This is a genomic window from Vibrio aerogenes (assembly GCF_024346755.1).
Lineage (GTDB): Bacteria > Pseudomonadota > Gammaproteobacteria > Enterobacterales > Vibrionaceae > Vibrio > Vibrio aerogenes.
The window spans coordinates 941,132-954,867 of record NZ_AP024862.1 but is presented as its reverse complement, the minus strand read 5'-3'; the positions used below and the strand labels follow the sequence as shown (position 1 = coordinate 954,867).

At 42.7% G+C, this 13,736-nt stretch carries 13 protein-coding genes and 2 tRNA genes; 9 read left to right on the top strand and 6 right to left on the bottom strand.

The features are described 5' to 3' along the window. The first annotated feature begins 305 nt into the window (after positions 1–305). The 4 genes from OCV29_RS21770 to OCV29_RS21755 all read left to right on the top strand — a co-directional run bounded on the left by OCV29_RS21770 (position 306) and on the right by OCV29_RS21755 (position 2,722). The gene (locus OCV29_RS21770; RefSeq protein ID WP_073604911.1) at positions 306–1,115 is read left to right on the top strand and encodes an NPP1 family protein; all 810 of its coding nucleotides are present in this window, start codon (positions 306–308) and stop codon (positions 1,113–1,115) included. Positions 1,116–1,458: 343 nt separating this feature from the next. Then, complete coding sequence (locus OCV29_RS21765) at positions 1,459–2,295, top strand: HEAT repeat domain-containing protein (RefSeq protein ID WP_139281643.1); 837 nt, start codon at positions 1,459–1,461, stop codon at positions 2,293–2,295. Between the two features lie 231 nt (positions 2,296–2,526). Further along, a tRNA-Leu gene (locus OCV29_RS21760) sits at positions 2,527–2,613 on the top strand. Between the two features lie 35 nt (positions 2,614–2,648). Beyond that, positions 2,649–2,722, top strand: a tRNA-Cys gene (locus OCV29_RS21755). Positions 2,723–2,759: 37 nt separating this feature from the next. Here the strand turns inward: OCV29_RS21755 and OCV29_RS21750 are convergent. After that, positions 2,760–3,548 carry a lipase family protein gene (locus OCV29_RS21750; RefSeq protein WP_073604909.1) on the bottom strand — a complete coding sequence of 263 codons (789 nt, stop codon included), beginning with the start codon at positions 3,546–3,548 and terminating at the stop codon, positions 2,760–2,762. A gap of 354 nt (positions 3,549–3,902) precedes the next feature. Next, positions 3,903–4,220, bottom strand: coding sequence for a DUF496 family protein (locus OCV29_RS21745; RefSeq protein ID WP_073604908.1), 318 nt, complete (start codon positions 4,218–4,220; stop codon positions 3,903–3,905). Positions 4,221–4,517: 297 nt separating this feature from the next. Here OCV29_RS21745 and OCV29_RS21740 point away from each other — a divergent pair, with 297 nt between their 5' ends. The 5 genes from OCV29_RS21740 (at position 4,518) to OCV29_RS21720 (ending at position 9,747) form a co-directional block, all read left to right on the top strand. Further along, positions 4,518–4,748 (top strand): hypothetical protein, encoded by a 231-nt coding sequence (locus OCV29_RS21740; protein WP_139281642.1) that lies wholly within the window; start codon positions 4,518–4,520, stop codon positions 4,746–4,748. Positions 4,749–4,822: 74 nt separating this feature from the next. Further along, entirely contained in the window at positions 4,823–5,476 is a 654-nt protein-coding gene (locus tag OCV29_RS21735; RefSeq protein ID WP_073604906.1) for a YceH family protein, read from the top strand. Between the two features lie 30 nt (positions 5,477–5,506). Next, positions 5,507–5,797, top strand: a complete 291-nt coding sequence (locus OCV29_RS21730; protein WP_073604905.1) for a GIY-YIG nuclease family protein — start codon at positions 5,507–5,509, stop codon at positions 5,795–5,797. A 245-nt stretch (positions 5,798–6,042) separates the two neighbouring features. Beyond that, a complete protein-coding gene (locus OCV29_RS21725) occupies positions 6,043–7,131 on the top strand; it encodes a substrate-binding domain-containing protein (protein ID WP_084193427.1) in 1,089 nt (362 codons plus the stop codon). 15 nt (positions 7,132–7,146) lie between these two features. Continuing rightward, positions 7,147–9,747, top strand: a complete 2,601-nt coding sequence (locus OCV29_RS21720) for a LuxQ periplasmic sensor domain-containing protein (RefSeq protein ID WP_073604903.1) — start codon at positions 7,147–7,149, stop codon at positions 9,745–9,747. A 146-nt stretch (positions 9,748–9,893) separates the two neighbouring features. On the opposite strand, the gene OCV29_RS21715 is transcribed toward OCV29_RS21720, so the two are convergent. The 4 genes from OCV29_RS21715 to yccS form a co-directional block, all read right to left on the bottom strand. Next, positions 9,894–10,418 carry a hypothetical protein gene (locus tag OCV29_RS21715; RefSeq protein ID WP_073604938.1) on the bottom strand — a complete coding sequence of 175 codons (525 nt, stop codon included), beginning with the start codon at positions 10,416–10,418 and terminating at the stop codon, positions 9,894–9,896. A gap of 337 nt (positions 10,419–10,755) precedes the next feature. Beyond that, positions 10,756–11,052: a hypothetical protein gene (locus tag OCV29_RS21710; protein ID WP_084193426.1), complete on the bottom strand. Its 297-nt coding sequence runs from the start codon at positions 11,050–11,052 to the stop codon at positions 10,756–10,758. Positions 11,053–11,135: 83 nt separating this feature from the next. Beyond that, entirely contained in the window at positions 11,136–11,354 is a 219-nt protein-coding gene (locus tag OCV29_RS21705) for a COMM domain-containing protein (RefSeq protein WP_245796937.1), read from the bottom strand. A 214-nt stretch (positions 11,355–11,568) separates the two neighbouring features. Beyond that, a complete protein-coding gene (gene yccS, locus OCV29_RS21700) occupies positions 11,569–13,728 on the bottom strand; it encodes a YccS family putative transporter (protein ID WP_073604902.1) in 2,160 nt (719 codons plus the stop codon). Positions 13,729–13,736 lie beyond the last annotated feature (8 nt).

The following is a 13,736-nucleotide window of genomic DNA, read 5'->3' as shown; positions in this document are numbered from 1 at the left end:
GCATATTCAGGAGCTATTTAGGTATCCCTTGTAATATTAATTCTTTGGTTGATGATCACATTTTTATTTTTTTTAATTATTTTTATGTAAAGCATTCGACATTATATGAAAAGATCTTTTCTGGATGAAAACTCATGTGTGTATATTTTGGTCATAAATCAATAATAAAAATTTTTAAATATTGTCATGAATCGTTAATTTAACTTAATTAATGTTGCATGATTTTTATATAAATTTTGTGTTAGAGAAATCAATTCATTATTGAAATAAAAGTAATAACCAAACCGAAGAAAAAGGAGCATTCAATGTCAGTTGAAGTCAGAAAAATATTATCTAAAGGATTTGTACTGAGTGTATTTTCCACACTTATTGCAGTCAATGCGCATGCTGAGTTTTACAAAGGGTTACCAGAGACCAAACCAATACATAGTTATGCGATTTGGTTTGCTCCCCATTTTGACTTTGATACGGATGGGTGTCTGCCGGATGCCGGTATATCAGTCAATGGTCAACAAAATAATGGCCTGAAAAATTCCGGTTCGATCACTGGCGGCTGTCGTCACGGCGATTTCATGAACTTATCAAACACCTATCACCGGTATGTTTGTAAAAGGACCAACGCAACTTATTGTGCACATGTTTATGCGCTTTACTTTCAAAAAGATCAGGCTGTCGCTGGCGTTGATGCCTTTGGCCACCGCCATGACTGGGAATATACCGTAGTATGGACCCGCAATGGGCAACCAACTCATTTCAGTACAAGTGCTCATGGCAAGCTTTCTACCAAGGCATGGAAAGATGTGCCTAAAGACGGAAATCATCCAAAGGCTGTTTACCACAAAGATGGTGGTTTAACACATGCGTTCCGGATGGCAGACTGGGGAGAAAACAAGGCTGAAAACCCAACAGGAAAATGGGTTCGTCCGCCACTTGCCAGTTTTTACACCATGAAGGGAAATGTCGGTAATAAAATTCTGACTGAAAACCTGAGCCGGTTTGATTATGTGCGTGCAAATGTGCCGGTCACACATGACCATATGTTAAGTGCCGTCAACCGCTTTAAACCGTCAGGTTATCCAACCTGGTCATCACAGGATATGTGGGATTCTCAATAAACAGTCCTCATAACAGACAGGATATGATGAAGAGTTCAATACTCTTCATCATTTTATGGTCTTATAATTGTTGATATATCAGTTTATGGATTATGTTATTTAAATATAATTTTCATGGTTTTTTATTATTACAATGAAAACAAATATTCCTATGAGGATGATCGTGTTTAGAATAAAGTATCATGTACTCTTTATTGTCAGCTTTTTAGTTAATGGATTATTAATATTTATTATTATATCTCCTGGCTTGACTGAAAAGCTATCAGGAATGTATCCGGGAGTTGGGCCAGAACAGACAAAAGAGTCATATCAGAAAAAAACTGATCCTGATGAACAAGTCTTAATGGCGCTCATGAACAATGAAGTCCGGAGAAAAGACAGGGGACAGGCGTTACCAGCTGTCTCGCCTGAGGTGAACCCTGTTTATAAGGGCTCTTCGTTTCGTCAGGTATTACAGGGATTCATCGGACAGCTGGAAAAAGGACAGTTTTCACAAAATGAACTGGAAGCGATTCAAAACAGTATTCAGGCGAATGAGGAAGCCGCTGGTTTAGTAATGGAAGCCATTTTAGCTTCCGGTACTTCATATGATACAAAGTCCGTTTTGGTCGAAATGTTATCTTTACGGAACGATAGTCTGACTATGAATTTCGCCATGGAATTGCTGCAGAATCCTGATCATCCGATGCAGGCGCTTGGTGGCGATCTGGCGAGTCGTATCATCAGAAATGGCAGGGCTTCACAGATGCTGGAATCGGTGATTTGGGGAAACTATCCGCCGGAAACGCAGCAAATTGTTCAGTCAGTCATTCAAAGTGTGGGAAATATATCCGTTGATGATCATGACAAGGAACAGGTAGCCCATCTGCTCGATGATTACATGATTAATGGCGGAGAATCATTCAGGCCTGCAGCTTTAACCAGCCTTGCCGCTCTGGAGGCCAATGATCCGGAGGCGCTCAATCAGCTGGCAGATCGTTATCTTGATGATAAAAATGAAGATATTCGGCTGGCAGCTATTCAGACACTCTATAATATGGAAAATGGGCAATTATCTGCGGATGTACAAAGTAAATTACTGGAGATATCAAACGATACGAATCAATCCTATTATATCCGGAGTGCTGCACTCCAGATTCTTGGAGATTTTGTTGAATCTCACCGGAAGAATTTACAATAAATCTGAAGGCGTATGATGCCGGCAGCAGTCCGGGAAAGTATACAGAATATTCAAAGTGTGTTTTTTCTCATCAGCAGCGCATGCTTTTTAATCATCTGATAAAAAAAGTGAAAATTATAGTTGACTCAATTTTTCATTTGGGTAGAGTACGCATCGTTCTCTGAGCAATGAGAGAGCAAATCACCTCGTCTTAATGAAGACAATGATGGTGCTACCATCGCATTATGCGTTGCCCTGGTGGTGGAATTGGTAGACACAAGGGATTTAAAATCCCTCGGCGTTCGCGCTGTGCCGGTTCAAGTCCGGCCCGGGGCACCATCCTTTTTTTATCAGTGTTTCTGTAATAAAGATCTGGCGTGTTGGCAGAGTGGCTATGCAGCGGATTGCAAATCCGTGGACCTCGGTTCGACTCCGGGACGCGCCTCCATTTCCCCCCGTATCACAACATTCATTTTATGATGCATTTATCTGTCATCAAAAAAATCTTTGTTTCTGATGTATTTGCTCATCAGATGATATGAAAATGGTCTGATGAGCCAGCTGATGAATGAACGGCCCAACCGAAAAATTGTGGGCGTATTTTCATAAATTTTTCCGTTATACAGCCAGAGCACCTTGCCAACATGCCAGTAAACGAAAGGAAATGGCGGCAGAAAAGTAACGATATCTAAATCACAGCAGATTCTGTAGGTTTTGTGTTTGAGGCGGTAATTTTTATGAAAGCGCCAGTTACCGACAGCTGGCTGACCAAAGGTAACTACTCGTTTGACCGATTTGGGAAACTGATGTTCAACATAGTCAGCAAAGACACAGGCCAGTGCTCCGCCGGATGAATGGCCGGTAAAGGAGACCCGTTTTCCTTCACGAATCAGGGGGAAGAGAATATTTTCCAGACGTGTCATCACGTTGACCCCCAGCTTGTCTTCGTTTCTGGCCGGCTGGCTTTCCTGCAGGAGCAGCGCATGTATCCCGGCATGAATGCTGTAGTTCAGTCCAAAGCCTTGGCAGTTTTTCTGCCATACCGCAAGATTCAGGAGCCAGTCTGAGAGTGAGTGTGATCCCTTAAAAACCACAATGACTTCTTCTTCATGCTTACTCCAGAGCACTCTGATGATAATTTTTCCGGAACGGTTTGTGATGACTCTTTGTCCTCCGGGATCAAAACCATATCGGGTATGCCTGAAAACTCTGGGATAAGCCAGCTTACACAGAACGGCATAGCGTTCATACTGGTAGCGTTTGAGTGGTTTCACTGTGCCGGAACAGATGATCGATGAGGGAACTGTCTTTTGAAATTAGTCTGACAATGTGAAGGTTTGATGAATCATCGTTGTAAACGATTGACGATTCGATCCGGCAATAATATCACTCTAAGTAATTTTCTGATCTGGATATAGCTGATTCCGCAAACCGCTCAAGCCATCCCTTTTCGTTGATAAGAAAGGCGCTTAAACAAGGACATCCATGCCCTTGTCTATTTGCTCCAACAGACACATCCAGATGATCAGTTTATTTGCCAGATTGGTATAACCACGCCCTTGGACCATCAGATCAAAAAATGCCCACAATTGAGTGGGCACTGAATGAAAACAGGTAAACCGGGACAGTTATTTTTTACCTTGAGTTTGTTGTTTGTCCTGTTCTGTCAGCTCTTTAATCCGGCGGCTGATATCACGACGTTCTTTTGATATTTCTGCGCTCTTGATGATGTGATCATCAACGCGATCTTCATAATCACCCTTCATATTTTTCACGATGGAAATGATTTCTTCCTGACTCATATCAGCCTTGATGTAGTCCATCAGATTTTCCAGCAAGTCAACACGTTTACGGTTATCGCGAACCTTTTTCTCATTATCAACCAGTTCACGTTTCAGTTTGTTTTTACGACGTGCTAATGAAACGATTTCAAATACGCTGCTCATAAGTTTATTTCTCACTAAGTTGTTAAGATAAAGTTGTTAAGATAATACATAGACAAGATATCTTTTGCATACCTGAATGTGTATCTCCGGAATATCTGTTATTGCATCGGATCATTTGCCTCTCATCACTTCTGAGACAACTGCTTTCCTTTATCCTCTTCGGGAACAGGATTCTATCGTGCGATTAAATCATATCAGCGGCTCCACTGACAGTCCTGAGATCAATCTAAGGTCTGCTTGCATAACAATTGAACGAACAGAGAGTAATAATTTGTGTTCTGACAAAGACGCTATATTATGTTGAGACGTTTATCAACCTGGTATGTGTTAATGCCTTCCTCTATACGTGATCAGTCTGAAAATATACAGTTATCAGAGGTGAAAAAGTCCAGGGAAAAACTAAAACGGTCTTACCTCCGGGCCAGAAAAATGGCGATCAGAATCAGGATTGAACTGAATCGTTCCCGGGTTATCATACTTGATGAAGACGGGCAGATGGTTCAGCCTGAATTGTTGCGTGATCATTAAGGGCTGTTTGGTCTGAGTATTGTTCATCCTGAACACACTCAAGGGAGATACCCTCTGAGTTGGGAGTACGAATCATGAAATATGAATTAAATACAGTTGAAGCACGGGTGATTGGGTGTTTGCTGGAAAAGTCAGTCACCACACCAGATTATTACCCACTGACCTTAAATAGTCTGACAACTGCATGTAATCAAAAAAGTAACCGTGAACCTGTCATGAGTTTGTCTGAAGCTGAAGTGCTTGATGCTGTTGAAAGTTTAACCGAACGCCGCTTAGTGAGTGATGAGAGTGGTTTTAATCAGCGCACAAGTAAGTATCAGCACCGCTTTTGTAATACTGAGTTTGGTGATTTACAGCTCGATGATCAGGAACTGGGTTTTATCTGTTGTTTGTTATTACGTGGCGCGCAGACTCCCGGCGAACTGCGGACCCGGACGAACCGGATGTGTTCACTTTCGGATGTTAAAGAGGCGGAGTCTGTACTGGAACGTTTGATCGAAAAAGGGTTTGTTGTGTCTTTGCCCCGGGAAGCCGGAAAAAGAGAAATCCGTTACCGGCAGACGTTTACTCCGGATGACGGGAACTCTTCCTCCGGTGAGGCCATGCATTCGCTTGCTTTGGATGCGGAACCGGGCCGTCTTGAGTTGCTTGAGCAGGAAGTCAGTGATTTAAGAGCCGAACTTCAGGCTTTAAAAGAAGTCGTCAACAGATTAATTGATTCAAACTGATATGAATCAAACTAACGGGGTGAAACCAGAGTGACTCAACAAAACAACTGGTGGATATACCTGATCAGAACTCCTCATCATGCTTTGTATTGTGGCATTACGACGAATGTTGAGCGTCGTTTTGCCGAGCATCAATCCGGCCGGGGTGCAAAAGCGTTAAGGGGAAAATCTCCTCTGCAACTGGTGTGGTTTCAGCCAGCGGCTTCCCGGCAGGAAGCGCTTCGTCTTGAAGCCAAAATAAAAAAATTACCTAAAGTGAAAAAAGAACAGATTGTCTCTGAAAACCTGGGTATACCACAAGTTTTCCCTCTCTATACATAGGGGATCCTGAAGTTTGGTTGTCAGATTCTGTTCAGATGAACCCTTCGGTTAACATTTGCTGCTAAAGCCATTTCCAAAGTTCAACGGGCCCTGCGCCGTTATTCAACGACTTGTTCATTTTTATACTAACCTTAAATTGATTGCCTATCGTAAAAAATAGGTTGCTATTCGTGTGATGTGAATGCAGAGAGAAAGTTGTGACTGCTTCATCATGTATGAAAGACATAATGATATAGAGAGTGGCTATGGCTAAGTTTTTCCGGCTTATGTGTGTTATGACAGGTTTATTGGCTGTATCCGGTGTTGGAGCACAGGGTAATTATTGGCAATACAATGAATATCTTAACGCATATCCTCATCAGAAAGTATTGACACAGAAGCTTGAGCATGAGGTAGGAAACCCACCAGTGCATCTGAATTTTATTCAGACTGATCCTGTTTCTGTTTCAGTGATTTATCCGGGGCAACAGATTTCGGATTACTGGAGCAGGAATATTAAAGCGTTTGAACTCCGGTTGAAAGAACTGGGGATTCAATACCATCTTCATCAGTTATTTACACGTCCGAATATGGATATCAGGCAGCAGAGTCAATCCTTGATGGAGGCATTAAGAAGTAAATCTGATTACTTAATATTCACACTGGATACAGCCAGACACCGGAAGTTTATTGAACATGTGTTAGGTTCATCGAAAACAAAGCTGATTTTACAGAATATCACCACACCGGTAAGAAGCTGGAAAGAGCGTCAACCCCTGCTGTATGTTGGCTTTGATCACCAAACCGGCACATTAAAGCTGGCGCATTATTTTAAGAAAAAATTAAAACCCGGCGCGCATTACTCGATGCTCTACTTCTCTCCGGGGTATATCAGTGAAGCCAGAGGTGACACTTTTATTCAGGCAATGGGGAAACATTATCAGCTGGTCTCATCTTTTTATACTCAGGCGAATCAGCAAAGTAGCTATAATATTACTCTGGAGAATATCAAGCAGAATCCGGATATTGATTTGTTATATGCCTGCTCAACGGATGTCGCGTTAGGGGCGGTGAAAGCATTGGATAAGGCCGGCAGAAAAAAAGATGTGCTTGTGAATGGCTGGGGGGGTGGTTCTGCTGAACTGGATGCCATTTTACGGGGAGATCTTGATGTGACTGTGATGAGAATGAACGATGATACCGGGATTGCGATGGCTGAAGCAATTAAGTGGGATCTTGAAGGAAAAGAAGTGCCGACCGTTTACTCCGGGAGCTTTGAACTGGTCTCCCGCGATGATTCTCCCGAAAAAATTGAACAGTTAAAAAAACGAGCATTTCGTTATTCTGATCGTTAACAGCAAGAGAAAGATATGGTGAACGAAAAAGTCCGCTCCAGCTCCGTCAGGAAGAAGCAAAACATTGCGACCTATTTTACCCGCGCGATAATTATTGTGATTGGTATTCTCACATTTGGTGTTTTGTTTCAAAGCTATCAGTTCAGCAGTGAGTTGATAGCCCGTGAGGTCAATCGGGTTAACAGTCAAACTTCTGCGTTTATTCAGGAAATCCTGGATTTTCAGCTTTCTCTTATCAGGGTTCATCAGGATAGTAATGCCACCAATACAGGACTACTGGAAGCAGTCAGCCAGCATGCCGATGCTGATATCAGACAATATTTTGCCGCTGTTGATCAGCTTGATCCGGATAATACGCCAGATATCCGTTTTATCAGTGGGCTTAATAATCAACTGTGGGATGACGGGAATGCGGAATTTTATGGAATTTCTCTGGCAAATTTGCAGCACTTGTCCGGACAGATGAATCTGAATGGCAGCTGGCGGCTGGTGAGCATTCCTTCAGTGCTTGAAACTATCTATGCTTTTGCCCGCAAGATCCCGTTGATTAGTCTCCAAAACGGTGAAGTTATGGGGTATTTTTATGTGCTTTCTGTTGTGAACAATAACTATGTTTTATCTGAACATATCAGAGAAAGCAGTCACTTGCAGGATCTTATTTTTGTCGTTGGGGCTGATGTTCTGTCGTCCACTTTAGACGGTACGGAATCCTATACAGAATTTGATTTACTGCATACGGAAAACTTCTCTGGCCTGAAAGATTTATATACCGTGAGCCAGACAACACTGTTGGTCAATCATGTGCCGACTCAGCTGGTTGTGTATGCAGTCAATGATAATCAAAATATTGTCGAGCTAAAGAGAAACTTTTATTTCAGCATTATTTTTATTGTTGTTGCGATGGTGATGCTGTCATTCGTGCTGTGGCGCTGGCTTAATAAAAGTATTCGTTTTGAAATTGATAAGCTTGTCCAGTTTATTCACAGTATTGTGGATAAAGGTGTGAAGCATACTTTTCATGGTTCGAAGATTGAAGAGTTTGATCTGTTTGGCCGGGCTTTAGAGCACACATTTAAGCGGTTTTCTGAACAGGAAAAGCAGTTTGAAAACTTATTCAATTATTCGGTTTCTCCAACCATTTTATGGGGGATGAACGGCCATCTCATTCGTATGAATCCTGCCGCTTTTTCTCATTTTTCTGAAGCCCGGCACTCGACCCGGTTTAAATCGCTGAAAGAGTTATTGCTGCCGGAAGTTGAAAAAATCCTTTATACGGAAAAACATCAGTTAGATGAAATCACTACAGAAATTGAGAACAGGATTTTTCGCTGGACCATCTCTCCGATTATTCATGATGGCCGGGTTGAGTCTGTACTCACTCAGGGCCAGGATGTGACAAGTATTGCCGAAGCAGAGAAAGAAAGTCATCAGGCCCGGAGTGAAGCAGAGCGTGCTGCAAATGCAAGAGCTGACTTTCTGGCAAGAATGAGTCATGAAGTCAGAACACCGCTGAATGGGATTTTAGGTGTTGCGCAGTTACTGAAAGATAATGTGACTGATGTCAAGCAAAGTGAGCAGGTGGGCGTGCTGTGCTTATGTAGTGAACATTTATTAGCGGTTCTTAATGATATTCTTGATTTCTCAAAAATTGAACAGAATAAGTTTAAAATCAGTAACGCGCGGTTTTATCTGATGGACACCATTCATGTCGTTGACCGGATTTACCGGCCACTTTGTGAAGAGAAATCTGTTGAATTCCATATTGCAACAAATATTCATCACAATCTTGTTGTATGCAGTGATCAGGTCCGGCTCAATCAAATCATCTTTAATTTACTGAACAATGCGGTGAAATTTACCCATCACGGAAGAATCAGTATTTCACTGAACTTGTTCAGTACAGCAAGTGAGGATAAAGAGCACTTTCATGTTTGTGTTCAGGATACGGGTGTTGGTATTAAAAAAGAAGATATCAGCCTGATTTTTGAGCCTTTTATCCAAAGTGAAACGACGTCAATCCGGGAATACGGCGGGAGTGGTTTAGGCCTGGCGATTGTCAAAAATCTGGTTGAACTGATGCAGGGTACAATCACTGTGAGTTCTAAGCTGGAGGAAGGTAGCTGTTTCGAATTTACGATTCCGATTGAAGTTGAACATCATTCAGAACGAAATAACGATGAAGACTTACTGGCTGGTAACTCACGACTTCTTTTTGATAAAACCCTGGATGTCCTGCTGGTTGAGGATAACCATACAAATGCGTATATTGCGAAAGCTTTTTGTGACAAATTTGGGTTGAATGTGACATGGGTTGAAGATGGTCAGAAAGCGCTGGATACGGTGAAGCGTCGACACTTTGACCTGATTTTGATGGATAATCAGCTGCCTAAAATGGATGGTATTGAAGTGACCCGCCGAATCAGGAATCAGCTCAATATGAATGTGCCTGTTTATGCCTGTACTGCGGATGATTCAGCGGAAACACAACAAGCTTTTCTGGATGTTGGTGCACAATATGTATTGGTGAAACCCATCCGGGAAGAGAATCTTTACTCTGCACTGGTTCATTTTAAAGAAAACCTCAAATACAGGGAAACCCATCCGGTTCAGCGTTAAAGGTAGCTTATCTCTGGTTTGTGGGTGTATGAAAGCATTGCCGTGGAAGCGGTGTCGTGGAAGCATTGCTCTGAAGGCTGTGCTTTTATATAACCCGGAACAGTGAATACACCCTCTTTGCCCAAGGCATCCGTTCTCCCGGTAAATCAGTATTGATACCTGACGCCAAGGATAATTTGTGGCCCCCATACACCATTGTTTGAGGTTTCCATATTCATAGAAAGTTGTCCGGTGGAGTGGAACCTCACACCTGCACCGACTACCGAATGACGATCCATTCTGCCGATTTTTCCGTACCCTTCGACTTTATCGTCGATCCATGTGCGTATCCCAATGCTTAATTCAATTAATGTCTCTGAATCTCCGCCATCGTCTTTGGGGTACTTAATCTCATGTAAAAGCAGGTGACCAAACATATCGGTTGTCGGGGCAACCGGCCCGTTAAAACCAATCCCCCCTGCGAGATTCCAGTCATGATCTATCTGGCTGTCTGCTGAAGCCAGAATATGGAAGTTGTCCGTAATATTCATGCTGAATTCACTGCCGAAGGATTGGGGACTGCTACCGGTTCTGAATTCAAAATAGTTATAGTTAAAGTCTGCGGCTGACGCCCATGACGATGCCATGAGTAACAGGGTGGCAGAAATTGTTCTGGAGAAACGGTTTGTCATGAATTTACCTTTCAATGAATCCTGTGTGACTGAAATATGAGACAGGCCTTGATTGTTCTGTTTTGATAGCAAAAATACAAGCAAATGGTGTGCCTGAAATATAATTTGCTGAAAAAGCGACCATAAAAATTGAATCTATGCCTGAATTGACAGAAACAACTTCAATTTAAACGATTAACACGAATATTCAAGTTTTCACACACATATCCCTTTCACGGATTGAAATTATTGGAATATGTGTCATTGAAATAAGCGGAGTGCGGGCCAGGCAGCGAAGAACGGATGAATTAAACCCGGACATCCAACAGGGTGCCGATCATATCTTGATCCCGCTGAATCATGTTTGTCCCGATTTTTGCGTATTGATTCGCCTGATTGAGTTGGTAGATTGCATTGATTTTATCCGGGGGGGCGACGAATACAGCGCTGATGGCTTGTTGATATCCGGCTGGTTTTTTGTATTCAGATTGTTTGTATCCGGAAAAGCTTCAATAGAAGGGAGCTCAGGTTTGTTCTGATCAACGTTCGGATAATCTTTTAACTGAGCCTGATTAATTTCACGACTGCTGTTATCAGCGATCCGGGATGATTGCTGAAGTATTTGATAACCTGACTGAACAGCTGAAACCGGCATAATATAATATCACCCACAATACGACTACTATCTGAGTATAGCAGTTTTTCCCGGTATTTCACTGGACAGATAGCCGGGACAGATTACCGAAACAGGCTATGAAGCATTTCCAGCTCTTCACGGGTCAGCACCGGCTGAGAGACAGGTTGAAGCGACTCATTAATCTCTGACTGCAATGATTTCAGCTGAGACGTTGTCATCAGTTTCAGCTGTGCTTTGACTGACTCAAATTGATTCTGGGAAAGTGACTTTGTCCGGTGAACAAGAAACATATGCTTATTTTGATAAGTAGCTGCGTGCATAACTTTTTCCATCAACCAACGATAACGATGGTTAAATCTTAGAAAGATCAACCGGTGGTATTGTCCATAAAATGTCAGGTAAATGACAAAATTATGAGTTATCCCTGAGTGGTATCAAGACGCATCTTTTTGTGGGGTTTGTCTGGAGGCTGTTGAACTTTCACTGCCTGATCTGTAGTGCCTGAACAATTGCTCAATCAACACGCTCCAGGCCTTACCCGGATGGTGCCAGTAATTTATCGGTTAAAATATGTAATTCAGGCAGGATTCTGTGTATCAGGTCAAGCTGCTGCAGTACGAGTTTGACGGAGCTTCCATCTTCCTCTCTCCATGCTTCAAGCCTTGCTTTTAATTCTGTTTCTTCAGGAATGGAAATCTCAGCTGACCGGTGATGACCAAGTAATTTTTCTGATAAAACGTCCAGATGTTGATGAATCGTTCTGTGAGCATCCACAATCAGCCTGTGTGTGACGTGATTGTCCAGCCGGGTTCTGTGTGCACCTAAAGCCGATATATAACTTAGCAGCGCATGGTTGAGCGTGAGAAAACGGAAACTTTCTTCCTCTGCCTTTTTGTACTTATCAGGCTCTGCCAGCATATTATTGATTGCGGTTGTTAAGGCGGCATCCTGATCGTGTGCATTCCGTCGGGCGATCCGGTAGCGAAGTGTATCCTGTTTTCCGATCCGGTATTGGGCGATGATTTGGTCGAGATAATTTTTATTGGTCTGCATTGCTTCCGCCATCACCTGAGGTAATCTGTTTGCCTGCCAGTCGGGAAGAATATAAGTCACGGCAATCACAGCCAGACCACAGCCAATCAGTGTATCGGTCAAACGGGGCAGAATAATTTCCATGCCTGTGCCACTCTGATTAAAGCAGAACAGCACTAACATTGTGATAAATCCGGTGGCATAGCCATATTTATTCAACCGGAAAATGAAAAACATCACGCCTGAAAAAACAATAAATGCCAGCTGGGTTTCATAAGAAGAGAAAAGAGGCATCAGAACGCCGCCGGCAATGAGTCCCGAAATTGTACCAATCACCCGTAATTTGATTCTTTTCCTTGTTGCAGAAAAGTTTGGCTGACAAACAAATAAGGTTGTCAGTAATATCCAGTATCCAAGCGCCAGATGAAAGCTGTGCAGAATCATATATCCGGTGGTTAAGGCCAGTGACATTCTGACAGCATGACGAAACAGGAGTGACTCAGGGTTCAGGCTGGTCCGGACTCTTTGCCACATATTTCTCAGGGTACGTGGATCCGTATCAGATAATTCTCCTTCCATAAACTGGTGAGCATCCGGGCTGTCAATGTTGCACAGCTGTTTTTCAATCGTGGTCAGATTATTAAATAGGTAATTAATTTGAGTGATTAAAGTATCCGGGATGGTCTTTGCCTGATGGTTGAGATACTGGATAGATGATTGCAGTTCGTCCAGTGCCAGTGCGGAGGACTTCTGGTGTTGATAGTTTTCATTTGCCGTGATGACCCGGGCGATATCGCGGCAAGCTTTTGCCTGCTCCGCAAGCAAATATTTGAAACGAAACAGAATATCAGAACGACTGAAATGATCAGTCAGGTCATGATAACGGGAGTGCGTTGAGCTGATCCGTTCATGAATATCCTGAGCCAGAAAATAAATATTCAGAAAATGATCACTGGTTGTCTGCAAATGACCTTTCCGGCAGTGGGCAAGCAGCGTCGCTTTACACTGATTCAGGGTCAGAACAATCGCCGTGTTTAAATTTGCTTCACGAATCCGGTAAGGCTGAATTTGTAGTCCGGATACCGGATGGAACATCTCACTTTTCAGGTCAAAATAGTCTGCCAGATTCAGAAATACATCACTCAGGCTTTGCTGGATTGACTGGCTGGGAAACAGAATCAGCCAGATAAGAGAAAGCAGATAATACCAGCAGGCACCGGTGAGCAGTAATGCAGGTTGCAACCAGAAGCTGGTACTTTGTGCGGCAGAAGTGCCGATCATGGTATAAACAGCGATGAGCAGTGAGCCAAATGCAATTGTTGCATATCTTGAGCTGATCGCGCCTAACATAATGAAGCCAAACGTTGATATAGCGATTCCGCAGGCGAATAACCACGGATAGTCAAATAAAAGTTCAACAGACAGTGTTGCAATCAGGAAACACAGCAGCGTCAAACCAATGGCTTTCACTCGTCCGGGTAAATTGTCGTTCTGCTCTGTTAAGGCGGCAGCAATGATGCCAAGAATGAATGGGTTGATCCAGGTTATCTGTCCATATGACCATGCCGGAATAATCGCGCCTAAAAATGCAATCAGAATCAAAACAGCATGACGAAGCGTTTTTTTCACCCGGTGCTCCGGGAATTGTTTGAATAATTTCACTTTATTTT